The following is a 24,218-nucleotide window of genomic DNA, read 5'->3' on the forward strand; positions in this document are numbered from 1 at the left end:
ATGGATATATTCAGGGTATTCAAAAGAAAAATTATTTGTTATAATATAAAAGCTTAAGCAAAAATAACAATATAAAGTTGTACGAGTTGGTGCAAACTTCGTGAAAGTGAAGGACGCTAAAGCTATGGGTCTAAGGCTGCTTGTAAGTTGCTATGATTGCCAGGCTGCAAGTAATTGAACTTCTTGGGGGGGAGTAGTTCCATTTTGGATTACTCTCTTTTTTATGTCTTTTATTTTCACTTGGGAGGATGGTACATATGAAACAAATGGGCATCGGACAAGCATTCAGAGCAAATTTTCTGGGTCACGCTCCGGACTGGTACAAAAGAGCAATTCTTGCTTTTCTGTTATTGAACCCTATTTTGATGGTTACCGCCGGTATGTATGTTACCGGTTGGGTGTTGATTGTCGAATTCATTTTTACCCTGGCAATGGCGTTAAAATGTTATCCGCTTCCTGCCGGTGGGCTTCTGGCGATCGAAGCCGTTGTGATTGGACTTACCAACCCTCAAACGGTCTATCACGAAGTTGAAACAAACCTGCCGGTTATTCTTCTTCTGATGTTCATGGTTGCTGGGATCTATTTTATGAAAGAAGGTCTTGTGTACCTGTTTTCCAAGATCCTTACTAAAGTACACTCTAAAGTCGCGCTTTCATTCCTGTTCGCTGTACTGGGTGCGGTTCTTTCCGCGTTTTTGGACGCGCTGACCGTAACGGCAGTGATTATCGCCGTGGCCTATGGTTTCTATAACATCTTCCACAAGTTTGCTTCCGGCGAAAAAGTATACGAGAAGTATGACATCAATCACGACCATAGTGTTGATGAGAAATATCATGAGGACCTGGACGAGTTTCGTGGTTTTCTGCGTAATCTTATGATGCATGGCGCTGTGGGCACTGCGCTGGGCGGAGCAATAACGCTGGTTGGTGAACCGCAGAACCTGTTGATTGGCTCCATTATGAAATGGGACTTCGTAGATTTCTTTATACAATGTGCCCCTGTGTCTATCCCGGTATTGATTGTTGGTCTTCTGACCGCCATTATCCTTGAAGTTACCAATTTCTGGGGGTACGGCTACCAGCTTCCTGAGTCTGTGCGAAAGGTTATGGAAGATGATGTAAAAGTCAAAGATGCCGCCAGGAATATGCGCGGACGTGTACGCCTGATTGTTATGGCTTTGTGCGGCGTTCTGCTGATCTTCTCCTTGGCACTGCACCTGGCGGAAGTAGGTATTATTGGTCTGATGATTATTATCCTGCTTACCGCTTTCAACGGGGTTACTGAAGAAAAGCGCATTGGTCATGCGTTTGAAGAAGCACTGCCGTTTACTGCGCTGCTGGTCATATTTTTTGCCGTCGTTGCGGTTATTCATGACCAGCATTTGTTTACGCCGATTATTCAATGGGTACTGAACATGGAAGGACAAAATCAGCTGGTCGCTTTTTTTGCGGCCAATGGTGTCCTTTCGGCAATCAGTGACAACGTTTTTGTCGCTACGGTATATATGACTGAAACACAGCAAGCGTTTGAAGCCGGAGGCATTGCGCTGGAGCAGTACAACAAGCTGGCAGTTGCCATTAACATGGGTACAAATATCCCTTCCGTTGCCACACCAAACGGTCAGGCGGCGTTTCTGTTCATCTTGACTTCCGCTCTAGCTCCGCTGATTCGCCTGTCTTACTTGGAAATGGTAAAGCTGGCTCTGCCTTACGCCGTCGTTATGACTCTTACAGGTCTGCTGGCAACAATGTACCTGTTGTAACATCTTCTTCAGGTTCTTCTTTAGTTGTAAGCAAGAGCAGAGCAGGGTTTATCGCATGTTTTCAGCTCTTGACACAAATGACAATATGCAATATTCTTTCGTTAGGTCGAGTTGTCTGTAAGCTCTTGGTAAAGCGCATTGAAATGAATTAAAACGTGTTAAAGCAACCATACTGATTAGTGCTCAAGGATGTTAACTTTTGGGGTGGGAAGTCTTTATTGATGCTTTCCGCTTTTTTTATCTAAAAGTGGAGGAGAAAGATGTCACATAATACTCAAGTTATAGTTGCAGCGGTAATTTTTTTAACCACCTATGCTTTTATAATAAGCGAGAAAATACATAGAACGGTGGTCGCTTTGGTCGGGAGTGCCCTTGTCATTTTAATAGGCATTCTAAACCAAGAGGAAGCAATTGGAGCAATAGATTTTAACACCATAGGTTTACTCATTGGGATGATGATCATCGTCGGCATTACCCGTCGCACAGGTGTGTTTGAATTCCTGGCCTTAAAAGCGGCGAAGCTGGCAAAGGGAGATCCATGGCTGATTATGCTGTTCTTGGCAATTCTAACAGCAATCGCATCTGCGTTTCTGGATAATGTGACGACGGTAATGCTTATGGTCCCTGTTACATTTTCGATAACTGAAAAACTCGATATAAATCCTATTCCATTTTTGCTTACGCAAGTTATTGCCTCAAATATTGGGGGAACGGCTACGTTAATTGGTGATCCGCCGAACATTATGATCGGCAGCGCCACAGGCCTTACCTTTGTCGATTTTATCCTTAATCTAGGTGGGGCTATTGTAATAATCTTTATAGCGACGATGGTTGCTTTGAAATTTATTTATCGGAAATCGTTACGTGTGGATGATAATAAAAAAGTAAAAATTATGTCCTTGGATGAAAGTCGAGCGATCAAGGATCACCTTCTTTTGCGCAAATGCTTAGTTGTGCTTGCTGTTACAATAATAGGTTTTATGCTGCATGGTATGTTGCATCTGGAATCCGCGACGATCGCGTTGGCTGGTGCCAGCCTTTTATTATTAATCACCCGTGAGGAGCCGGAAGATATCCTTTTGTCAGTCGAATGGCCAACTATCTTTTTCTTTGCCGGACTGTTTGTACTGGTCGGGGCTTTAGGGCATGTAGGGATTATTGAATGGATTGCGAAAAAGGCACTGGATGCTACCGGTGGTTCGTTACCATTAACGACGATGTCCGTTCTATGGTTGTCTGCTATTGCTTCAGCATTTGTAGATAACATCCCCTTTGTTGCCACCATGATTCCTTTGATTCAAAAGATAGGGGAAATGGGCGGGATAGAAAACCTAAGACCATTATGGTGGGCGCTTTCATTAGGGGCTTGTTTGGGAGGAAATGGGACTTTAATCGGGGCATCCGCTAATGTGATCGTTGCCGGGCTTGCGGAAAAGCAGGGTTTTTCAATTACGTTTAAAATGTTTTTTAAACTGGGTTTTCCTTTAATGTTACTTTCGATAGTAATAGCCTCAGTGTATGTCTACTTTGTTTACTTGTTTTAAGTATAATACTATTGAGCACTTTTCTTATTAAAGCATCATCTTAGAATATTTAGTTGTTCTAAGTCAGAAAGAATTTTTGTAGCAGAAGTCTTCAAACCTAATCTTATATCAAAGACAATAATATTAATACCATCTTTATGACAATTTAGCTAAAATAGCGGTGAATGAGCGGCGGCATTTTTGAAAATAGAATGCCGCCGCTTTGCATCTATTTGGTATTGACTACCGCCAATTCCTTATAGAGAAAGGCCAAAAAGCTATGACACCAAAAGGAGTAGATTTTTTCTATAGTAGTATATTTTTTAGATGTAGTTTTTGTTGACAGAGGCCTGGAATGCCTGCTATTATTTTTTATAGACCATGTGGTCTATAAAGCATTATAGAGGATCGGTGATGTATTGAATGAAAAATCGTTTGAAAGAAAAACAGAGGTACTTGAGGCTGCGTTAAATGAATTTACTGCAAAAAGCTATCAAGACGCGTCGCTAAATACCATTATCAAAAATGCCGGTATCAGCAAGGGGACGTTCTACTACCATTTTGAGGACAAACAGGCGCTTTATCTATATTTGCTTGAATCCTCAGTAAAAACAAAATGGGAATTTATCAACGATAAGATTTATCATAACCCGGAATTAAATGCAGGCGGGAACATTTTTGATAATTTCAAACTGCAGGCACGGCTAGCAGCTGAGTTTGCCGCAATGCAACCCCAATATCACAAGCTTAGCCGGATGTTTTCAAGAGAACAGGGCAACCCAATATACATCGCCGCCAAAGACCTGCTGGGCGGCGATACGGAAGAAATTCTTGCCGCATTGATAGACAAGGCAATTGAGGCTGGCAGCCTAAAAAAAGAGTATTCCAGAGATTTTTTGGTTAAAATCTTAAGCTATCTTTTTTTACATTTTGATGAAATATTTGATAGAGATGAAGATTCTGACCTTGACAGGATGCTTTCAAATCTTGATTCATATGTTGATTTTATTCAGTACGGAATGAGCGGCAATAATATTAAGCATTCCTGTAATGAATGAAAATGATCTTTGAGAAATAAACAACCCCCTGCTATGATTTAAGTGTGCCTGACAAACGCACAAAAAACATAGAAAATCAGGGGGATGTAAGCAGATGAAGAACCGTAACAATCTAAAATTAGAAGCAATAACACCTGGAACACTGGTAGTAGGAGTAGATATCGCTAAAGAAACGCAGTGGGCACGGTTCGTGGATTATCGCGGGATAGAACTAGGGAAAGCCTTAAAATTCCAGAACGATAAAACCGGCTTCGGAAATATATTAGCAAGCATAGAAGCAAATTGCAAGAACAAACGACTCAATAACGTAATCGTAGGAATGGAACCCACAGGGCACTATTGGAAACCACTGGCAAACTATCTGCTAGTGCATGAAGTAAAAGTAGTCATGGTTAATCCATACCACACCAAAAAGGCCAAAGAGCTGGATGACAACAGCCAGACCAAAAGCGACAAGAAAGATGCGCTAACCATAGCAAAACTTGTGCGTGACGGCAGGTATTACGAAGTATATATGCCCCAGGATATATTCGCGGAATTGAGGGTGTTAACAAACGCAAGGATCAGCCTGATGAAGCGGCATAACGCCTTAAAAAACACCATAACGGCAGTAATGGATGAATACTTTCCTGAAATAGAAATCGTATTCAAGAATCCGTTAAACGGGAAAGCGTCCATGCAGATATTAAAGACCTGTCCATTCCCTGAGCTGATACTTGAATTGGGAGTTGAGGGAGTACTTGCGGAGATAAAGAAAGCAGTCAAAAAGACAGTAGGCAGAAAAAAGGCACAACAGCTTGTAGAGACAGCGAAAAACTCCATCGGAGTAAGGTATGGAACCGTATCGGCAAAGCTCAAGTTAGAATTAATGATTGAGGAACTGGAATTATTAACGAAACAACTTGAGCAGCTGGAAAACGCAATGGAGTTAGCCTTAGCTCAGACAAAATATGGCGAGATAATTCTTGGCATCCCCGGCATAGGGGTTGTTAGTGCAGCAAGTTTTCTGGGCGAAATTGGCGATCCGTTGAGATTTGACCATCCGCGTCAAATAAGCAAAATGGCCGGATACAATCTTGTTGAGGACAGCTCCGGCAAGAGTAAAAGTGGAACAGCAATTTCAAAGCGCGGGAGGAAAAACTTGAGGAGCATTTTATACCGGATGGCCATGACCATGGTTGCCATAAACAATGAAATGAAAGAACTTTACCAATACCTAAAAACTCGCGCAAACAATCCCCTCAAGAAGAAACAAGCACTTGTTGTTATCTCTAAGAAAATAATAACAGTGATATATAACCTGGTGAAAAAGCAAACAGAATACAAGGCAGAATTGGTGCTTGGCGAGTACAGGAAGAACCAAATGAAAGAAGCAGCCTAAGTATTAACCCAAGCTTCATTTTCCCGATTCGCAGTTAAGCTGCTTAAGCCTTAATACGGCTTAAGCAGTCCGTTACAAGGGTTTTGGTTTCGTGCCGGATGTCAAGGGTAAATAAACGGCAGCGCCGCCCTTGACATCCGATAAAGCGAGTGCCTATGACGCAGCAAAGCAAGAAACATGAAATATGCCGATAAAGCGGAGATAAGGAGATCATCTCCATTAGGGCATGACCCAGTAAAAAAGCTTAAACGCTATCTCCGCTTTTATCCATAAAACAGAACGAAGGAATGTAAGGGCATGGACCCAGTGAGTTATGATAGGGTGAGTTTTGGTTAGCACCGGCGAAAGTCATGTAAAATATTGCATTTTAAGAGATACTGCGTTTGACGGAGCAATCCGTTGATATATTTCAAAAATTGAGATAGGGAGATATTTGACATGAAAGATGGGAAATTAAAGCGCTATGATAAGCCTTTAGCAATTGCTTTCGGGGTACTTACAATCCTGTTCATCATTCTGGCATCCACCAACGAGAGCTTCTTTAACTGGGTTTTTGCCCGTCATCAAAATCAGTTGAGCTGGTTTATAAGACCGTTGTTTTTAATACCCTTTTGTTTTTTTGCTTATAAAAGAAGTTGGTGCGGGATCTTTGGAACTGTATTCCTGCTATTGACCAGCATGTTCTGGTTTCCAACGCCAAGTGTTGTAAACGATCAGGTGAAAACGTTTCTACAGATAGAAAAAGAATATTTAACCGTTGACTGGGGAACAGCAAAAATCCTGATTTCTCTCTTAATTCCTGTATCGCTCACTGCTTTAGGCATGGCATTCTGGAAACGCAGTCTGTGGCTCGGAATATCAGTTCTTGTTTTTATTGCTATTGCTAAAATGTTCTGGAGTGTGGGATTCGGTGGCACTTCGGGAAGCTCCGTTATAGCACCGGCAATCATTGGTCTGGTAATCTGTATTGTTTTGATTTATATCGGATTTAAGAAGCTGGAGAAGAAGAAAAAAGAGTAATACGTATACTTTTAGCAGAAGTAAGTAGCATAAAGTTATGATAAATATGACTTTCTAAATGATCTAAGACGTATTGAGCTATTAAGTAAGGCGTTACCAAATTTCAAAAAGGGCTACTCAATGTTACTTACAAATGATCCTTCATATTGGAATGGTTCTGAAAGAACTGATACAGTATATTATGAATTTTTGCTTAAATGACAGTTTAGAAAAAAATGGGATAATGAGATGGACCAGTCATGCAGGTAAAGGTACAATTAAAGGAAGAGAAAACCCGATTATTTTGGAAAACAATTATTTAATTCAATGGAAAAAGTATTCTGAAATAGATGACCACCGCTCGGGAGTATTCAAGTATCTGCTCTTGTCATTGGCATTTTAAGTAAGTGTTGTATTTTAGCAAAGGATAGAGAGTTTATTCGATACCATTCTGAGGAAATTATCATTAATAGAATTTCTAATTTTACCTCTTTATAACTGAGAAAAGATCTTAAAAAAAAGTATCTGCCTGAAATAATCTTTTGGGCAGATTTTTTATGAATAGGATTTGTACAAGATTCTACAATTCAGAGCAGATAAAGTGATTCTAAGAAGATTATTGACATATGTTCAAAACTGCCTATAATTATAATCATAAAGGGCATATGTCAGAAACTAAAAAAGGAGGGAATTCTTATGCCGAGAAGAGACGGAACAGGTCCTTTAGGCCGCGGAGCAATGAGTGGTAAAGGTTTGGGGTTATGTACCGGAGTGAATGCTGCCAGAAATGGTAACGGATCTGGTTTGGGCCGAAGAAGAGGCTATGGCAGAAATTTGGCGGATGATATGATGCTTTCTTCATCGAGAAAGGAATTGCTTTTAAGTCAAAAAGAACTCCTTGAAAAAAGACTCCATTCGATCAACAAACAAATAGAAAGTAAATAATAAACAAGAAATAGCAGGAGGACGCTCCTGTTACTTTCTTACAAAAAGAGGGAAAGCCAATTATGCCAAGACCAAGAAAAGGTAGAAAAGTATGCTGCTTGCCGGAAAGCAGTCTTTTTGGGCCGCTTAACGCTGTCATCAATCAGGAGGATTTGGTCTTAATGCTGGTTGATGAATATGAAACAATACGGCTCATTGACATACAGGGTTTTACGCAGGAAGAGTGCGCAGAACAGATGCATATTGCCCGTACCACTGTTCAGCGTATTTATAACGATGCCCGGAAAAAGCTGGCGGAATCGCTGGTGAACGGAAAAGTCCTGCGGATAGAAGGCGGAGATTACGAGCTTTGTGAAGGATCGGAAAAAACCTGCCGTTGCGGGGGCTGCCGCAGGCACCATTGGGCAGAATTTTCAGGGGCTGATAACAAAGAAAACTAAGTAGTTGAATTTAACCACAGGAGGATTGATTATGAAGATCGCTATACCGGTAGACAACAATTCGATGGATTCGAGCGTTTGTATTTCTTTTGGACGGGCTCCATACTTTCTCCTTTACGATACCGAAACAGAAGGAAGCAGTTTCCTGGATAACAGCGCCGCTACCAGCCAGGGCGGGGCAGGAATCAAAGCTGCGCAAAATATTGTTGACAGTGGAGCGGAGGCAATCATTACACCGCGTTGCGGAGAGAATGCGGCGGAAGTACTTAAAGCTACGGAGATTAAACTATATAAAAATATCAATAACTCAATCTGGGATAATATAGAAGCTTTGAAGGAAGGAAAATTGAATTTGCTGGACGATATTCACCCCGGTTTTCACCGGCATGGAGGAAACTAATGAAAATTGCTGTCTTAAGCGGCAAAGGAGGCACGGGCAAGACCCTTGTCTCCGTCAATCTAGCGGCAGCAGCGGAGGCTGCTGTTTATATCGACTGTGATGTGGAAGAACCCAACGGGCATCTGTTCCTTAAACCGCAGGACATAAAAAACGAAGGGGTAGCGGTTAAGCTTCCCCATGCTGACCCAAAACTGTGCACCGGCTGCCGTACCTGTGTAGATTTCTGCAAGTTTAACGCTTTGGCTTATATTAAAGATAGGCTAATTGTCTTTAGCGAAGTTTGTCATTCCTGCGGAGGCTGCCTGCTTTTCTGCCCACAAAAGGCGATTTCGGAAAAAGAAAGGGAAATAGGTCTGATCCAAAGCGGGATATCCGGCAATGTCCGAGTCGTGTCCGGAATGATGAATATAGGAGAAGCGTCAGGGGTGCCGGTTATTAAAAAGCTTTTACGGGATAGCCGTAAGGAAAACAAAGATGTTTTTATAGACTGTCCTCCAGGGAGTGCCTGTATGGTCATGGAGAGTATCAAAGACGCCGACTATTGCCTTCTGGTAGCGGAGCCAACCATTTTTGGAGTCCATAATTTAGAAATGGTTTACGAACTCGTAAGGCTTTTTCAGAAACCATTCGGCGTTGTCCTCAACAAATGTTTGGAAGAAGAAAACCCTGCCGAAGATTTTTGTCTGCAAAACCAGATTACAATTCTGGGAAAAATCCCGTTTGATTTGAAATTGGGTACCATGAATTCCAATGGACAGATCGCCTCAAGAAAGCATCCGAAATACAAAGACCTGTTTCTAAACCTGTTGGAGACGGTAAGGAAGGAGGCTAGGCATGAAACAGCTTCTGATACTTAGCGGCAAAGGCGGCACTGGAAAAACAACCATCGCCGGTGCTTTTATCAAGCTTGCGGAGTCCAGGGCTTATGCTGATTGTGATGTGGACGCCCCTAATCTTCACCTGATCAGGCCTCACGCTTCACCGGCCAGGCGATCGGATTATTATGGCATGAGAAAAGCGGTTATTAATGAAGACTCCTGCAAGAGTTGCGGTTTTTGCAGGCAAAACTGCTGCTTTGAGGCCATTAATGAAAGCAACGGCAAATATGTGGTTGATGCCTATGCCTGCGAAGGCTGCGGCGTGTGTGAAGCAGTGTGCCCGATAGGGGCGGTTTCTCTTCAACCGACTGTAGCCGGAGAGCTGATGCTTTATAAAGAAGATGGGGTCTTTTCCACAGCCAGGCTTAAGATGGGCAGCGGTACTTCCGGCAAGCTGGTGACAGAGGTGAAAAAGCAGTTGAAGCAGGAAGCGATTGACGCTGATCTGGCTGTTATCGATGGTTCGCCGGGAATCGGCTGTCCGGTGATCGCTTCGCTGAGCGGAGTGGACATGGTCCTGATTGTTGCCGAACCATCGCTGTCTGGGCTCAGCGACATGGAGCGAATCATCAAAACGGCTGAAAAGTTTAAAATGAAAATCGGAGTCTGTGTAAACAAGTATGATACCAACAAAGAGCTTGCCCGGAAAATTGAAACATTTTGCCAGGAACGGGAGCTGCCTTTCGTGGGTAAAATTCCATTTGATAATGCAGCCATAAAAGCTATCAACAGGGGCCAAAGTATTGTCGATGTCGACTGCCCGGCAGGACGGGCTGCAACCAAAGTTTTTTATAAAACCTTACTGATAATGAACAGCTAAACTATAGTTTTGAAGGAAAATCAGGATAACTATCCACAGAGAATAAATTGATAACTTAATCATAAGGAGAAAACGTAAAATGAGCGAAAATTGTGATCAGAATTGCAACACCTGCAGCGATGAATGCGCCGACAGAAAAGAGAAAGCAGATTTTTCCGCAAAACCGCATGAACTGAGCAATATCAAAAAAGTGATTGGTATTGTGAGCGGCAAAGGCGGCGTCGGCAAATCACTGGTAACTTCCATGCTGGCCGTGACCATGAACAGGAGGGGTTATAAGGCCGCCATACTCGATGCGGACATCACAGGCCCGTCCATTCCGAAAGCTTTTGGCATTAATCAGAAACCCGATACTAGCGAGCTTGGTCTGTTTCCCGCCAAGAGCAAAACAGGCATTCAGCTCATGTCGATCAACCTGCTGCTGGAAAATGAAACTGATCCTGTGATTTGGCGGGGGCCGATCCTTTCCGGCGTTATTAAACAGTTCTGGTCGGAAGTGATCTGGGGCGACGTTGATTTCATGTTTATCGATATGCCGCCCGGTACGGGCGATGTGCCGTTGACAGTATTCCAATCCATCAAGTTGGACGGTGTTATTATCGTAGCTTCGCCTCAGGAACTGGTTTCCATGATTGTTGCCAAAGCGGTTAAAATGGCTAAATCAATGAAAATACCGATTCTGGGATTTGTTGAAAACATGTCCTATTTTATGTGCCCGGAATGCGGCAAAGAATATAAAATATTCGGAGAAAGTGCGATTGATAAAATAGCCGAACAGCATCAGTTAAATGTGCTGGCCAAGCTGCCGATCGATCCCAAAATAGCTGCTGCATGTGATAAAGGAATGATTGAGCTTTATGACGGCAATTGGTTTGACGGGCCAGCGGACATTTTGGAAGATTTAGGAGTGGACATCGTTGATACAGCCAATGCACAGGATAAGAAGAGGAGGAGGAACACAAAAATGAAAATTGCAGTAGCGAGTGAAGGAAAAATGGTTACCGAACATTTTGGACACTGTGAGGGTTTTATAATCTTTGATACAGAAAACCAGCAAATTATCAAGAATGAAACCATACCGAACCCCGGACACCGGCCCGGATTCTTGCCGAACTTTTTAAACGATATGGGAGTCAATGTAGTCATTTCAGGCGGCATGGGAGGAGGAGCCATTGAAATCTTCAATGAAAAGGGTATCGAAGTCATAACCGGTGCTTCAGGCGAAGCCGAAACCGTTGTGGAGCAATACCTGCAGGGCAACCTTAAATCTACAGGTTCTGTTTGCCATGAACACCAGCATCATGACGAGTGCGGCGGACATTAATTTTGTTTTCAGACAAAGTTTTGACTATCAATTTGTTATTCCTAAAACAGGAAAGAAATGTTGCTGGAGAAAAAAGTATAAAAGTAAGGAGAATGAGAGATGCCAAAACTTAATTCTGAGATTCAGGGAATCTTCAGCAAACAAGATGTTTTCCCTGTAGCCACAGCCGCATTGGATGGAACGCCCAATGTTATGCCGATGAGTTTTGTAAAAGTTCTGGATGAGGACAGTGTGTTAATTGTTGACAATTTCATGAATAAGACCAGGAAAAATCTTGAAACAAATCCCGTAATAGCAGTCAGTATTTGGGATATGCAAAGCAGAAAATCCTATCAAATCAAAGGAAAAGCAGCCTTTGTGGATTCCGGTAAAATATTTGATAACGCCAAGGCCTGGGTCGCAGAGAAAATGCCGTCTCTGCAGCCGAAGGCAGCGGTAGTATTAAAGGTCGAAAAAATATTTAATTGCTCACCCGGTCCGAATATCGGTCAGGAAATTTAACGATAACAGCGATATAAACATATGACTCATGCAACTTTTAAACCTAAAAACAAATTGATATTATTTATTGGAGCCTGCCCGTTTGGCGGGCTCTTAAAGCAGTACATACGTTAATATAGGTGCAAATAGATACATTAATAACATTTGGAGGTTCGCGTTCATGCATAAAGCAGATAAGATTAACGATTTAACGAAAGAAGAGTTGTTGGAACTAAACAAAATATATGCTAAAAACTGGCTCGCACATGATGGACTTTGGTTCCAATCTATCGAAGAAAAGTATGGTATGGACATGGCAATTGAGATGGATCGGGAAACATGGAGAAGGTTCACAGTTATTGAAGCAAGGCGATTAATTGAATTTTTCGGACTTGGAAAGAATTCCGGTATTGCCGGATTGAAAAAGGCCCTTTTATTCAGGCTTTATTCCACCCTGAATGAAGATGAAATTGTTGTTGAAGAGGAAAGTGTTTTGGTATATCGGGTAAAAACTTGCAGAGTCCAGCATGCAAGAAGAAAAAAAGGGTTGCCTGATTTTCCGTGTAAATCTGTAGGTGTTATCGAATACAGTCTTTTCGCTAAAACTATAGATGACCGGTTTGAAACGGAAGTGTTGAGTTGTCACCCGGATATCACGAATATAGATTATAACTGTATCTGGAAATTTACTTTAATAGACCAAGTCAAATAGGTTTTTCTCTTTCATTTTTTAAAGGCTAAATTTCGTCAGGATTTTTAAGATATTTTCTATCTGACAATTCATAATTTAAAGGGTGGTTAAGCGTGTTTACAATTATTCTTTATGTTCTGGCAGCAGGACTTCTCCTGCTTTCGTTTCTCAAAGATAAAAAAAAGACCAAGATGGCCCTGTTGAAAGCCTGGAAGTCTTTCGAAAACATACTGCCGCAGTTTTTATCTATTCTTATTATCATTGGTATTATGCTGGCAGTGCTAAGTCCTAATACTATATCCAAACTGATCGGCCAACAGTCCGGTTGGTTTGGAATGGTTGTTGCCGCTATTGTCGGTTCAATTACATTAATACCGGGCTTTGTTGCTTTTCCTTTGGCGGCGGCACTTTTGAAAAGCGGTGCAGGCTTTATGCAAATTGCCGTATTCATTTCCACATTGATGATGGTGGGTATTGTGACGATACCTCTGGAAATAAAATACTTTGGTAAAAAGGCTGCGATATTAAGAAATTCTTTAGCGTTTCTATTTTCCTTTGTGGTAGCAATCGTGATAGGGGTGGTGCTGGGATGAAGCAACTATTAAGCCGTTATAAGTTTTTTGCTCTTCTGGCAGTTATCAACTTGGGTCTTGTTGTTATTTATCCTTCCATAGGACAGAGTTCTTTAAGTATAACTTGGAGCAACACCCTTGAGATGCTGTCCGTACTGCCTCCAATCTTTATTCTTCTTGGACTTCTGGATGTTTGGGTCCAAAGAGAAACAATGATCAAACTTATGGGAGAAAAATCAGGATTTATCGGCGTAGCCTTAGCCTTTTTTCTGGGTTCTGCGGCAGCAGGTCCATTATATGCAGCGTTTCCTATTGCTGGGGTTCTTCTGAAAAAGGGAAGCAAATTTTCCAACGTGCTTATCTTCATAGGGGCATGGTCAACAACCAAAATACCTATGCTGCTTTTTGAAACATCAGCGATGGGTTGGAAATTTATGCTGACAAGGTTTATTATTGATATTCCGGGAATTGCTTTAATTGCTTATATTACACAAAAAGCTTTAAATGAAAAAGAAATGAAGCAGATATTTGAAAAGGCTAAAAGTCAAATATAGAAATATTCATGGAGGAAGAGTCATGGGAAAAGTATTGTCAATTCATATCAGCCCAGAAAGAGGTACGGTTAAGTCGGATGTACAGGAAGCGTTGATCATAAAAGGATGGGGCCTAGAGGGTGATGCCCATGGCGGTGATTGGGACCGGCAAGTCAGTATTTTCCCTATAGAAGCTTTGACCAAGGTGCCGGAAGAGAAGCAAAAAGAAGTCTTAGAGGATGGATATACGGAAAATGTTACAATTGCCGGTGTTCCTTTAGAGAAACTGCTCGTTGGACGGATCGTTCGCCTTGGCGAGGCGGAAGTGAAAATCATGTATGTTGGGAAGGAACAATACAAAGAGCATGGAAGGCCATATATAGTTAGTCGGGAAGGACGTTTTGGCCGTGTTGTAAAAGAAGGGCGTATCCTGGTTGGGGATTCAGTAGAATTGCTTTGATACTAACTTTTAATAAATATACCGTATTTTTTAAGGATGAAAGATGTTATCATGCCAAAGATCGTCAAAATTATGAGTGCAAAGAGATTGGTAAGAGGTTGGGATTGTATTTGAGGGGCAATATTCAATAAGGGCATAAAAAACCCCATGGAAGCAAACCCAACTGCATTCGCTGCAATGACACCTTTTAAAATGGCAAAATCCTTGCCGGTCATTTTTATAACGATAACTAATAGTATTGTTGTGCCAATGCCCAAAGCCATTGTTCCGACGATTCCTAAGAATATCCCAATAGGGGAATTAACTTGGCTCCAACTTAGAAAAACATCCGCAGCTATATTCCATGGAGATGTCAGAGGAATTCCCGAAGCGATAAGGATATAGGATAAGAAGCCCATAATAATTGTGCCAATAATTCCTGCAACGGTAGCAGCGCCAACAGGGTCTTTCATTTTTGGGTACCCCCAAATATTAAAATCTATTATTTAATATTTCTCTGTTTAAATACTTTTTATGTATCAAACTATGGGGAATTAGCATAATCATTTATTCCGTATGTTGGTAATAAAAGCGAACAAGTTCCCGTGCACAAAAGGAATGTGTAGGGAGCTTTTTTTTATTTGGACTTTTAAAGACATTGACAGTTATCAATATATAATATAATATATAAAACACATTGATATTTATCGATATATATAAACGAAATGGGGCGGTTTTCTTGGAAACAGATTATAAAAGCTTTGCTTTAGCCATGAAAGCATTATCTGATGAAACAAGAGTAAAAATATATGATATGTTAGCCAATGGGGAACTATGTGCCTGCAAAATTCTCGAAGAGTTCAACATAACTCAATCCACTCTTTCCTATCATATGAAGATCTTGTGCGATAGTGGTCTGGTCAATAGCAGGCGGGACGGTATATGGATGAGGTATTCTATCAATGAAAGCAACCTTGATGGCATTGCCGGTTTCTTTGATAACATCAGTAAAAAACTAAAATAGTTGCATTTAAACAAGTAAACAGAATGAAGGTGACTTAAATGGTATTCGAATGGTTAAACGACCAATTGCTTAGAATGGAATGGCTTTCTTATTTGGTGAAACTCCTGGTTGAGAACGTATTCGGTCTAAGTACCCAGGACCGCTTAGGCGGAGGACTCCACTTTTTTATCTATGACGTGATTAAAATATTTATTTTGCTTTCTGTTTTGATTTTCTTGATTTCGTATATACAGAGTTTTTTTCCTCCTGAAAGAACCAAAAAAATACTGGGACGCTTTAACGGTATTTCAGCCAATATCTTAGGTGCTCTGCTTGGCACGGTTACACCTTTTTGTTCCTGCTCTTCGATTCCGCTCTTTATTGGTTTTACCAGCGCGGGGCTTCCCATCGGAGTTACCTTCTCATTTTTAATATCTTCTCCTCTGGTGGATTTGGCTTCCGTGATTTTGATAGCAAGTATTTTTAATTGGACCACTGCCATTGCCTATGTCGTGGTTGGTCTGATTCTGGCCGTGATCGGCGGAACCGTGATTAGTAAAGCGAAGCTGGAAAAGTATGTAGAACCGTTTGTCTTCAATAATAAAATGCTGGAAGTTGAACAGGAGCAGTTGACAACCCGGGAAAGAATGGATTTTGCTAAAGATCAAGTTAGGGATATTGTGAGAAAAGTGTGGATATATATCCTAATAGGTGTTGGTATTGGGGCTGCAATTCACAACTTTATTCCAGAGAATGTTATTTCCTTGCTGCTGGGTCAGGACAAATGGTATTCTGTCTTATTAGCGACGTTAGTGGGAATCCCGATGTACGCGGATATTTTTGGAACGTTACCGATTGCCGAGGCTTTGGTAGCCAAGGGCGTTGGTTTGGGAACAGCATTATCGTTCATGATGGCCGTAACCGCATTGTCACTACCCTCTATGATCATGCTTAAAAAGGTGGTTAAAACAAAACTTCTAGTTGTATTCACAGGGGTTGTGGCCGTAGGTATCCTGATTATCGGTTATTTCTTCAATGCTTTCGGTTATTTGTTGATGTAGGGAAGCAAGCATAGAAATATATCAAAAAGCGGAAAGTCTCAGTAAATAACCTATTATAAAGATAAAAAAGGAGAGAAAAATATGTCCAAAACGTGGTATCCGGTTATTGATTATGAAAAATGTATAGAATGTGGGGCTTGCACCGATAAGTGCCAGCATGGGGTCTATAATCAGCAAAAAGCGCCGACTCCTGTTGTAGTCCAGCCTGAGAATTGCATTCATGGGTGTCATGGCTGTGGAGCACTTTGTCCTGAAGAAGCGATCAGTTATGTTGGGGAGAACAACAAGCAGAATAATTCCTGCGGCTGCGATTGTTCGGATGATAATGGTGGCTGCTGTGGATAGGCAAACGGGAAATGATTCTAATGATCGTGCCCGGAAAAATAGCAAAATAGCTAAAATTGTTGTGCCGCTGATCATTGTAATCATCGTTGCAGGCATTTGGATGGTCAAGAGTTCTCAGAAAACAGTCCAGCCGGGTATAGCAGATAATGCCGACTTTGCACTTCATGTAACTGATAAGTTGGACATTGAACAGTTAAAATCCTATGGAATACCGATTATTATCGACTTTGGAGCGGATTCCTGTGTGCCGTGCAAAGAAATGGCACCTGTCTTAAAAGAACTAAACGAAGAATTACGAGGAAAAGTAATTATTAGATTTGTTGATGTCTGGAAATATCAGGCGTTGGCTGAAGGATATCCCATTCGCGTTATCCCGACTCAGGTTTTTATTGACGCCAAGGGAAAACCCTATACCCCCAGTGATCCGGATGCCATGCAAATGAACCTCTATACTTTGCGTGATTCTAAAGAACATGTCTTTACCACCCATGAAGGCGGTATGACCAATGAACAGCTGCTCAACGTCATCCGGGAGATGGGGGTTAAGTGATGCAGGCACTGATTAATCAATGGCTGGAAGTTATTTCTTTGACTATCGCCTCAAATATGTGGATGGCTCCTTTGTTTGCTTTGTTGGCAGGGATTTTAACTTCTTTTACCCCTTGCGCCCTGGCGAGTGTACCGCTTGTCATCGGCTATGTCGGAGGGACGGCCAAGCAGAATCCGAAAAAAGCCTTTGGCCTGTCTGTCACCTTCGCGGTTGGCATGGCGGTTACGTTTACTGCGTTGGGGACAGCGGCTTCTCTTTTAGGGAAGATATTGCAGACAACAGGTTCCTGGTGGTACGTGCTGCTCGGCGTACTGATGCTGCTGATGGCGTTGCAAACGTGGGAAATCTTTAACTTCATTCCTTCCACCCATGCGCTGAGCAAAAATACCAGACGAGGATTTATTGGGGCATTTATTGCGGGAATCTTAGGCGGCTTTTTCTCTTCTCCTTGCGCAACCCCGGTCTTGATTGTCCTGCTTGCTATCGTAGCCAAAGAAGGAAATCTTTTATGGGGAGTACTGCTGCTCTTGTTGTATTCCGTCGGACATAGCTTTTTAGTTCTGATAGCCGGAACTTCCGTTGGTTTTGTCCAAAAGCTTTCAGCCACTAATGGCTATGGTACCGTAAGTAAAGTATTAAAGCTCTTAATGGGAACAATAATTCTATTGATTGCGTTTTATATGTTTTATTTAGGGTTTTAATTAAATTAGTGAAGGAGTTTTTAGATCGTGATTATTAAAATTTTAGGATCAGGCTGTAAAAATTGCGTTACTCTTACTGAAAATACCAGAGCTGCTTTGGCAGAAGCGGGAGTTGCTGCCGAAGTAATGAAAGTTACCGATATTCAAGACATCATGGCCTATGGTGTGATGTCCACGCCAGCCCTGGTTATTGATGAAAAGGTGGTATCTTTCGGAAAGGTTCTAAAGCCAAAAGAAATCGTCAAGATTTTAGAAACTGTGAGGTAAGGATAAATGTTTCCGGAAGAACTGTGGCTAAGGTATAGTCCCCAAATTAAAAACTATATCGGGAAAAAGGTAGCTGATCCGTATGGTGCGGAAGATATCCTGCAGGAGACAGCATTGCGGTTACAAAGAAATGCAGCCAAAATCCAAGAGATTACGAATGTAGAAGCTTGGCTATATCGAACTGCGCATAATCTGATTGTGGATTATTACCGAACCGCAAGAAAATATACTTTGACGGAAGATATTGGTGATATAGCCGATATAACTGATAGAGTAAATGTAGCTGGGCTAAATGACATCGGACAGGAAAACTACAATAAGGAAACGGCGCGGTGTTTGCTTAAAATGGTGGAATATTTGCCGGTAACTGATCAGGAAGCCATTATGGAATGCGATTATAAGGGGACTAAGCAAAAAATACTTGCGGAAAAATGGGGAATAAGCAGTTCAGGGAGCAAGAGCCGTGTCCAGCGGGCGCGAAAAAGATTAGCTGCGGTGATGCAAGGCTGCTGTGAAGTTCAAAAAGACCATGCCGGGAATATCATTGAGTTTAGAAATAAAGACAATCCTGGAACGGAGTTCTCCTGTTTAAAGTGTTAAAATAGTGCGCCCTTTTCTTTAGAGTGCCGTCTTAACTATTGAAACATGTTTAAAACAATATCATAAGGAGGCATGAAAATGAAAACACTGAAGATTGAATGGAAACACCTTGACGTAGAAGGAGAGACTTGTGACCGCTGTTATGATACCGGAGAGAATCTGGCTAATGAAGTGAAGCGATTAAACAGGGCCTTACAGCCAAAAGGTATTGAGGTCGAATGGATAGAAACCAAACTTGACAATACGCAGATTCCTCAATCGAATACCCTTCTCTTTAACGGAGTTCCTATTGAGGATATCTTAAATATTGAGGTCTCAGAGAACTACTGTGATTCCTGTACAACCTTGCTGGGAACCAAAACTTACTGCCGGATGGTAAAGTATGAAGGCAATGAGTATGAAGATATTCCAGCCAAAGCTATCCGACAGGCAGCTCTGAAAGTATTAGGAATGGAGGATGCAAAAACATTAGAAATACCTATGGCAAAAAAATCTTGCTGCAGCAGTGATAGCGGATGCTGCTGATACCAATTGAAATAAGATGGATTATTCGGGGGGCGAGAGCCCTCCTGTTTTATTAAATACTAATTATACAGACCGAGCTTCTTCACAAATAATAAGCCTTACTTGCAAAAAAATGTAAGTACAAGAATTTTAAATAGTTTACATATGATAAAAATATAGGATATAATAATCATATAACCGCATAAACGAATATGCAAATAGAAAGGAGTGAATAGATGAAAAATATTAATGATGTTCTCAAAGCATTAGCGGATGATACCCGCTTAAGGATCATTAACCTGCTGTATGAAAAAGAGCTTTGCGTATGTGATTTATACGAAGCATTAAATATAACCCAGACGAAAGCTTCGAGGCACTTGCAGTATTTAAAGCATGCCGGACTTGTAGAAGATAGGAAATCTGCGCAATGGATATATTATTCAATAAAAAGTGATGAATCATTAATATTTATAGACAATCTGGTCTTTAACAATTTAAGAAATTTAGAACAGTTTCAAAAGGATTTAGAAAAATTGACAGAATGGCTGAAACGAAAAAATACGGACTGTGACTAATAAAAAGCATATATATTTAGGAGGTTGCCAAAATGGAAAAGCCAAACAAAGCAAGGTTGTCATTTTTAGACAGGTTTTTGACGCTTTGGATATTTATTGCCATGGGTCTTGGTATTTTAGGGGGTAATCTATTCCCCAACCTGGCCGTGTCATTGGGGAAGTTTAGTACGGGGACGATTTCCTGGCCAATTGCTATCGGACTGATTGTGATGATGTATCCGCCTCTGGCCAAGGTAAGATATGAAGAGATTGGTAAGGTAGTACAAAATAAAAAGGTGTTTAGCTTTTCCTTGATTCAGAACTGGATTATCGGACCGATTTTAATGTTTGTTTTAGCAATTATATTTTTAAGAGATATGCCTGGTTTTGCAATTGGTCTGATTATTATTGGCTTAGCCCGTTGTATCGCCATGGTGATCGTCTGGAACACGCTGGCCAAAGGCGATAATGAATACTGTGCCGCCCTGGTTGCTCTCAATTCCATCTTCCAGATACTTTTATATTCGGTGTATATCTATCTTTTTGTGACGCTCATTCCAAAATGGCTGGGACTTTCCTGGGGCGGACAAATTGTCGACGCATCCATGTTGGATGTGGCCAAAAGTGTTCTGATTTATTTGGGAATTCCCTTTGCCGCCGGTTTTATTACCCGATTCGGGCTGATCAGAGCTAAAACAAGAGAATGGTACGAAAAAGTATTTATTCCCAAAATTTCTCCTTTAGCATTAATCGCCCTGCTGTATACGATCGTTATCATGTTTATTACCAAAGGGGAAGAAATCGTGACAAACCCGGTAGGGGTCGTTAGAATTGCTATTCCCTTATTGATCTATTTTGCATTGATGTTTTTTATCAGCTTTTATATGTCTTACAAGAGCGGTTTCAAATATGAGCAGACCGTGACCTTAGCCTTTACAGCGGCCAGCAATAATTTTGAGTTAGCGATTGCCGTCGCTGTAGCTGTCTTTGGTATTGCTTCCGATGTGGCTTTTGCCGCGGTGATTGGTCCTTTGGTGGAAGTACCGGTGATGATAGCCCTGGTGAATGCCGCGCTTGCCTTAAAACGCAAATATTATAATCAGCAAGGGTTACCAAGAAGTTATAAAGAAGGGGTATAAACAATGACGGAAAAGATGAAAGTGGCTTTTGTCTGTGTTCACAATTCCTGCCGATCCCAAATGGCAGAGGCTATAGCCAAGATAACAGTAGCGGAGAGCTTTGAAGCTTATTCGGCGGGTACGGAAATTAAGAATGAGATTAACCCGGACGCTGTAGCTGTGATCAAAGAATTATATAACGTGGACATGAACATGTCGCAAAAACCGAAACTTATATCGGATATCCCGCAGGTCGATATTGTCATTACCATGGGATGCAATGTGAACTGTCCTTTCGTGCCCTGTAAATACAGGGAAGACTGGGGTCTTGAAGACCCGACCGGGAAAGAAAAAACTGCATTTATCAAAACGGCTAAGATTATTGAAGAAAAAATACTGGATCTTAAAAGCAGAATAAATTCTTTAGCGTAATTCTTGTTAAGAATGGTCAAAAATTTGCATCCTTTTTTCATATCCTTCGTCTATATAAGTAAAATGTCTATAGGCAATAAAAAACTAAGGAAGTGATATGAATGACTGGTAACACAAATAATACAGACTGTTGTTCCTGTGGTTCGGGGTGTTGCGGAAGCTCACCGGAAAATATGGTTGATAAAAGAAGGATTGTTATCGACTTTTTATATCTGGATTTGAGTGTGTGTACACGCTGTCAGGGCACTGATTCAAGCCTTGACGAAGCTTTGACTGAAGTTTCAAAGGTACTTGAGGCGACGGGGGTTAATGTTGTTGTTAATAAGATCAATGTTCTCAGCGAAGAATTAGCAAACGCCCACAAGTTTGTCAGTTCACCAACGATTCGTATTAATGGACAGGATATTCAAATGGATGTCAAAGAAAGCCTTTGTGAATCTTGTGGAGATTTATGCGGTAATGAAGTAGAATGCCGTGTTTGGGTTTATCAAGGTAAGGAGTATACTGTGCCTCCAAAAGCAATGATAATGGAAGCAATTCTTAAAGAAGTATATGGGGAAGACAAGAGCAGCAATATCGCTGAACATGACTATGTTATGCCTGATAATCTAAAACAGTTTTATGCTGCTATGAAAAGCAATTCTTCTGGCTCAAAAAGCTGCTGCTAATGAACTCTTCTAAAAAGAAGTTGAGTATTATTGCAGACACGATAAAAGCATCAAAAGAATCACTTCGGAAAAGAAATCCCTGATGATACTTTTAATGAAACATAAGAGGTTGAGAGCATTTCTCAACCTCTTATGTTTCATTAAAATGTTTTAAATCAAATAGAAACAATTTAACAATAAAAAACACATTGACAAACATCGATATGTCGCTGATAATATAACATATCGATATCAATAGATATGAGGTGATAAATTGGAAAACAGGTATGAAAATAATGCAAAGGTATTTAAAGCGTTCTGCGATCCAAATCGATTAATGATTATTGAAATGCTGCAAAGTGGTGAGAAATGTGCTTGCAAAATATTGGAGGATCTTAATATCGGACAATCAACCTTGTCACATCATATGAAAATACTATGTGAATCAGGGCTTATCAGTAGTTGTCGCGTCGGAAAATGGACGCACTACTCACTAAATAAAGAAGGCTGTGAAACAGCAAAAAATATATTAACCGAGATTACAACTTAAAATTTGAAACAGGGGTTTAGGAGGAGGCGGCTGGTCCGCTGACTAAAAAGATGGAGAAAAAATGTTCTAACTGCGGGCTGGGAATTCCCCAGACTGATGGGCAAATAAGCTGTTTTAAGTACAGGACATTAAATAAGGCAGATGAAGATAGAACTTCTTGTCTATTTCATATTGAACCGGTGATTGAGGATGGTGTTCAATTACTGCCCATGCAACATTTGTTGTTAAAGGAAGTAGAAATAAAGCAGCATGGAATGAAAGGGCCTCTGGGAACAAACTAATTTTAATACTCAAATTCTTGATTAGTCACTATTGTTAATAACAGGCGGAGGAAATACAATGAATACAAAAAAAATACTATTAATACTTGGTTTAGCTGGATTTGTGGTTATGGCAGATAATTGGGTTGTATCACCGATCCTGCCTTCTATTTCTAAAGATATTGGAGTTGATATTGCTAGTTCCGCTCTGATTATAACTGCTTACATGGTGCCTTTTGGTCTTTTTCAATTGATTTTCGGTTATCTTGCCGATAAATTTGGCAAGAGGCAGGTTATCAGTATTTCCATGGTGTTTTTTACTGTCGCCACCGCTTTATGCGCCTTAGGGTCAGGATTAACCGATTTAGTTATTTACCGAGCGCTGACTGGAATCTTCGCAGCGTCAGTAATGCCAATATCCATGGCTTTAATCGGGGACATCTTTCCGGTGAATGAACGCCAGTCGGCAATTGGAACATTTTTAGGGATTTCTTTTTTAGGACAGGGTTTGAGCATGCTTCTTGGAGGATCTATCGCCTATTTTCTTAATTGGCGGGGTGTCTTTGCCGTCTATGCTTTATTGTCAGTTATTGTAACTGTGCTTTTGTTGACAACCGGCAGAAAAATACCTTCCAGTAAAAGTGAAACCAATCAAGTCTTAGCCCCATATATCAAACTTGTTACGAATCCTTTAAGTTTTAAAATATATCTTTTGGTACTCTTTGAAGGGTTTTTCTTGATGGGTATATTCTCTTTCCTGGGAGGATTTATCAAAACAACTTATGATTTTAATAACTTTTTAATTGGTTTAATTATGACTGTCTTTGGATTACTGGCTGTTACAGGCGGAAGAGTTTCCGGAAAGATTGCTTCTAAGGTTGGCCGCAAAAAGACGATCTTGCTTGGCCTGAGCTGTACATTTATTGGGAATCTGTTCTTTATCTTTTTAGGAAATATCTTAGGTATTTTCATCATTGGTGTTGGCCTATTAGGCTTTGGCCTGATGCTTGCTCATTCAACATTTTTAACGATTGCCACCGGATTCGCGGAAAAATCCAGGGGCGTGGCCATGTCTCTAGTGGCATTTTGCATGATGGGTGGAGGTGGACTGGGAACTGCGATTGGAAGCAATATAGTTAGCAACAGTAGTTATCTTACTTTGTTTTCCGTTTATGGAATAGGGTTGATTCTTTTGATTTTAGTAGTACTTTTAGTCAAAAAAAGTTTTAAGTTAAATAACGTAGAGTCTAAATAGCTGAAAAAATGTACCGGTTAATTCTTTGCCTTATTATATTAAAACACAAGTAATAAATATTCTGACAATAGTTGACATAAGCAACTAGATCCACATATAATATAGTTGATGATGTCAACTATTAT

31 protein-coding genes and 1 riboswitch are annotated in these 24,218 nt (G+C 40.9%); of the genes, 30 read left to right on the forward strand and 1 reads right to left on the reverse strand.

Annotated features, from left to right (window positions below):
* Positions 1–80 precede the first annotated feature (80 nt).
* Positions 81–172: riboswitch (cyclic di-GMP riboswitch) on the forward strand.
* Positions 173–257: 85 nt separating this feature from the next.
* From nhaB to NC238_04530, 16 genes are all read left to right on the forward strand, one after another.
* Entirely contained in the window at positions 258–1,763 is a 1,506-nt protein-coding gene (gene nhaB / locus NC238_04455) for a sodium/proton antiporter NhaB (GenBank protein ID MCM1565210.1), read from the forward strand.
* 260 nt (positions 1,764–2,023) lie between these two features.
* Positions 2,024–3,307 carry an ArsB/NhaD family transporter gene (locus tag NC238_04460; protein MCM1565211.1) on the forward strand — a complete coding sequence of 428 codons (1,284 nt, stop codon included), beginning with the start codon at positions 2,024–2,026 and terminating at the stop codon, positions 3,305–3,307.
* A 398-nt stretch (positions 3,308–3,705) separates the two neighbouring features.
* Positions 3,706–4,344 carry a TetR/AcrR family transcriptional regulator gene (locus NC238_04465; GenBank protein MCM1565212.1) on the forward strand — a complete coding sequence of 213 codons (639 nt, stop codon included), beginning with the start codon at positions 3,706–3,708 and terminating at the stop codon, positions 4,342–4,344.
* A gap of 94 nt (positions 4,345–4,438) precedes the next feature.
* Complete coding sequence (locus NC238_04470) at positions 4,439–5,725, forward strand: IS110 family transposase (protein ID MCM1565213.1); 1,287 nt, start codon at positions 4,439–4,441, stop codon at positions 5,723–5,725.
* Positions 5,726–6,163: 438 nt separating this feature from the next.
* Positions 6,164–6,745: a hypothetical protein gene (locus tag NC238_04475; protein MCM1565214.1), complete on the forward strand. Its 582-nt coding sequence runs from the start codon at positions 6,164–6,166 to the stop codon at positions 6,743–6,745.
* Between the two features lie 675 nt (positions 6,746–7,420).
* On the forward strand, positions 7,421–7,669 hold the full coding sequence (locus tag NC238_04480) for a DUF5320 domain-containing protein (GenBank protein MCM1565215.1): 249 nt from the start codon (positions 7,421–7,423) through the stop codon (positions 7,667–7,669).
* 62 nt (positions 7,670–7,731) lie between these two features.
* Positions 7,732–8,109 (forward strand): DUF134 domain-containing protein, encoded by a 378-nt coding sequence (locus NC238_04485; protein ID MCM1565216.1) that lies wholly within the window; start codon positions 7,732–7,734, stop codon positions 8,107–8,109.
* 31 nt (positions 8,110–8,140) lie between these two features.
* The gene (locus NC238_04490; GenBank protein ID MCM1565217.1) at positions 8,141–8,509 is read left to right on the forward strand and encodes a NifB/NifX family molybdenum-iron cluster-binding protein; all 369 of its coding nucleotides are present in this window, start codon (positions 8,141–8,143) and stop codon (positions 8,507–8,509) included.
* Positions 8,509–9,366: an ATP-binding protein gene (locus NC238_04495; GenBank protein ID MCM1565218.1), complete on the forward strand. Its 858-nt coding sequence runs from the start codon at positions 8,509–8,511 to the stop codon at positions 9,364–9,366. Before NC238_04490 ends, NC238_04495 begins: the two co-directional genes overlap by 1 nt.
* On the forward strand, positions 9,344–10,207 hold the full coding sequence (locus tag NC238_04500; GenBank protein MCM1565219.1) for an ATP-binding protein: 864 nt from the start codon (positions 9,344–9,346) through the stop codon (positions 10,205–10,207). Before NC238_04495 ends, NC238_04500 begins: the two co-directional genes overlap by 23 nt.
* A gap of 79 nt (positions 10,208–10,286) precedes the next feature.
* Complete coding sequence (locus tag NC238_04505; protein ID MCM1565220.1) at positions 10,287–11,531, forward strand: P-loop NTPase; 1,245 nt, start codon at positions 10,287–10,289, stop codon at positions 11,529–11,531.
* A gap of 99 nt (positions 11,532–11,630) precedes the next feature.
* Positions 11,631–12,032, forward strand: coding sequence for a pyridoxamine 5'-phosphate oxidase family protein (locus tag NC238_04510; GenBank protein MCM1565221.1), 402 nt, complete (start codon positions 11,631–11,633; stop codon positions 12,030–12,032).
* Positions 12,033–12,192: 160 nt separating this feature from the next.
* Positions 12,193–12,723, forward strand: a complete 531-nt coding sequence (locus NC238_04515; protein MCM1565222.1) for a DUF6125 family protein — start codon at positions 12,193–12,195, stop codon at positions 12,721–12,723.
* A gap of 92 nt (positions 12,724–12,815) precedes the next feature.
* On the forward strand, positions 12,816–13,295 hold the full coding sequence (locus tag NC238_04520; protein ID MCM1565223.1) for a permease: 480 nt from the start codon (positions 12,816–12,818) through the stop codon (positions 13,293–13,295).
* Positions 13,292–13,828, forward strand: a complete 537-nt coding sequence (locus NC238_04525) for a permease (GenBank protein MCM1565224.1) — start codon at positions 13,292–13,294, stop codon at positions 13,826–13,828. The genes NC238_04520 and NC238_04525 overlap by 4 nt, the downstream gene beginning before the upstream one ends.
* A 22-nt stretch (positions 13,829–13,850) precedes the next feature.
* On the forward strand, positions 13,851–14,267 hold the full coding sequence (locus NC238_04530; GenBank protein ID MCM1565225.1) for an MOSC domain-containing protein: 417 nt from the start codon (positions 13,851–13,853) through the stop codon (positions 14,265–14,267).
* 2 nt (positions 14,268–14,269) lie between these two features.
* Here NC238_04530 and NC238_04535 read toward each other — a convergent pair whose 3' ends face one another.
* Complete coding sequence (locus tag NC238_04535) at positions 14,270–14,719, reverse strand: hypothetical protein (protein MCM1565226.1); 450 nt, start codon at positions 14,717–14,719, stop codon at positions 14,270–14,272.
* Between the two features lie 266 nt (positions 14,720–14,985).
* Between NC238_04535 and NC238_04540 the strand changes: the two genes are divergently transcribed.
* The 14 genes from NC238_04540 to NC238_04605 all read left to right on the forward strand — a co-directional run bounded on the left by NC238_04540 (position 14,986) and on the right by NC238_04605 (position 24,093).
* Positions 14,986–15,270, forward strand: coding sequence for a metalloregulator ArsR/SmtB family transcription factor (locus NC238_04540; GenBank protein ID MCM1565227.1), 285 nt, complete (start codon positions 14,986–14,988; stop codon positions 15,268–15,270).
* A 38-nt stretch (positions 15,271–15,308) separates the two neighbouring features.
* The gene (locus NC238_04545) at positions 15,309–16,310 is read left to right on the forward strand and encodes a permease (protein ID MCM1565228.1); all 1,002 of its coding nucleotides are present in this window, start codon (positions 15,309–15,311) and stop codon (positions 16,308–16,310) included.
* 81 nt (positions 16,311–16,391) lie between these two features.
* Positions 16,392–16,655: a 4Fe-4S binding protein gene (locus NC238_04550; GenBank protein MCM1565229.1), complete on the forward strand. Its 264-nt coding sequence runs from the start codon at positions 16,392–16,394 to the stop codon at positions 16,653–16,655.
* The gene (locus NC238_04555; GenBank protein ID MCM1565230.1) at positions 16,648–17,205 is read left to right on the forward strand and encodes a thioredoxin family protein; all 558 of its coding nucleotides are present in this window, start codon (positions 16,648–16,650) and stop codon (positions 17,203–17,205) included. The genes NC238_04550 and NC238_04555 overlap by 8 nt, the downstream gene beginning before the upstream one ends.
* Entirely contained in the window at positions 17,205–17,906 is a 702-nt protein-coding gene (locus tag NC238_04560; protein MCM1565231.1) for a sulfite exporter TauE/SafE family protein, read from the forward strand. The genes NC238_04555 and NC238_04560 overlap by 1 nt, the downstream gene beginning before the upstream one ends.
* Before the next feature lie 27 nt (positions 17,907–17,933).
* Positions 17,934–18,173: a thioredoxin family protein gene (locus tag NC238_04565; protein ID MCM1565232.1), complete on the forward strand. Its 240-nt coding sequence runs from the start codon at positions 17,934–17,936 to the stop codon at positions 18,171–18,173.
* 6 nt (positions 18,174–18,179) lie between these two features.
* Positions 18,180–18,773 carry a sigma-70 family RNA polymerase sigma factor gene (locus tag NC238_04570; protein ID MCM1565233.1) on the forward strand — a complete coding sequence of 198 codons (594 nt, stop codon included), beginning with the start codon at positions 18,180–18,182 and terminating at the stop codon, positions 18,771–18,773.
* Positions 18,774–18,851: 78 nt separating this feature from the next.
* Positions 18,852–19,298: a DUF2703 domain-containing protein gene (locus NC238_04575; GenBank protein ID MCM1565234.1), complete on the forward strand. Its 447-nt coding sequence runs from the start codon at positions 18,852–18,854 to the stop codon at positions 19,296–19,298.
* Between the two features lie 215 nt (positions 19,299–19,513).
* Positions 19,514–19,852 carry a metalloregulator ArsR/SmtB family transcription factor gene (locus NC238_04580; GenBank protein MCM1565235.1) on the forward strand — a complete coding sequence of 113 codons (339 nt, stop codon included), beginning with the start codon at positions 19,514–19,516 and terminating at the stop codon, positions 19,850–19,852.
* A 32-nt stretch (positions 19,853–19,884) separates the two neighbouring features.
* Positions 19,885–20,970, forward strand: coding sequence for an ACR3 family arsenite efflux transporter (gene arsB / locus NC238_04585; GenBank protein MCM1565236.1), 1,086 nt, complete (start codon positions 19,885–19,887; stop codon positions 20,968–20,970).
* A 3-nt stretch (positions 20,971–20,973) separates the two neighbouring features.
* Positions 20,974–21,381, forward strand: a complete 408-nt coding sequence (locus NC238_04590; protein ID MCM1565237.1) for an arsenate reductase ArsC — start codon at positions 20,974–20,976, stop codon at positions 21,379–21,381.
* Between the two features lie 101 nt (positions 21,382–21,482).
* Positions 21,483–22,049, forward strand: a complete 567-nt coding sequence (locus tag NC238_04595; protein MCM1565238.1) for a DUF2703 domain-containing protein — start codon at positions 21,483–21,485, stop codon at positions 22,047–22,049.
* Between the two features lie 253 nt (positions 22,050–22,302).
* Positions 22,303–22,578 carry a metalloregulator ArsR/SmtB family transcription factor gene (locus tag NC238_04600; protein ID MCM1565239.1) on the forward strand — a complete coding sequence of 92 codons (276 nt, stop codon included), beginning with the start codon at positions 22,303–22,305 and terminating at the stop codon, positions 22,576–22,578.
* 339 nt (positions 22,579–22,917) lie between these two features.
* A complete protein-coding gene (locus NC238_04605) occupies positions 22,918–24,093 on the forward strand; it encodes an MFS transporter (protein ID MCM1565240.1) in 1,176 nt (391 codons plus the stop codon).
* Positions 24,094–24,218: the final 125 nt, after the last annotated feature.

It is taken from the genome of Dehalobacter sp., from assembly GCA_023667845.1.
GTDB lineage: Bacteria > Bacillota > Desulfitobacteriia > Desulfitobacteriales > Syntrophobotulaceae > Dehalobacter.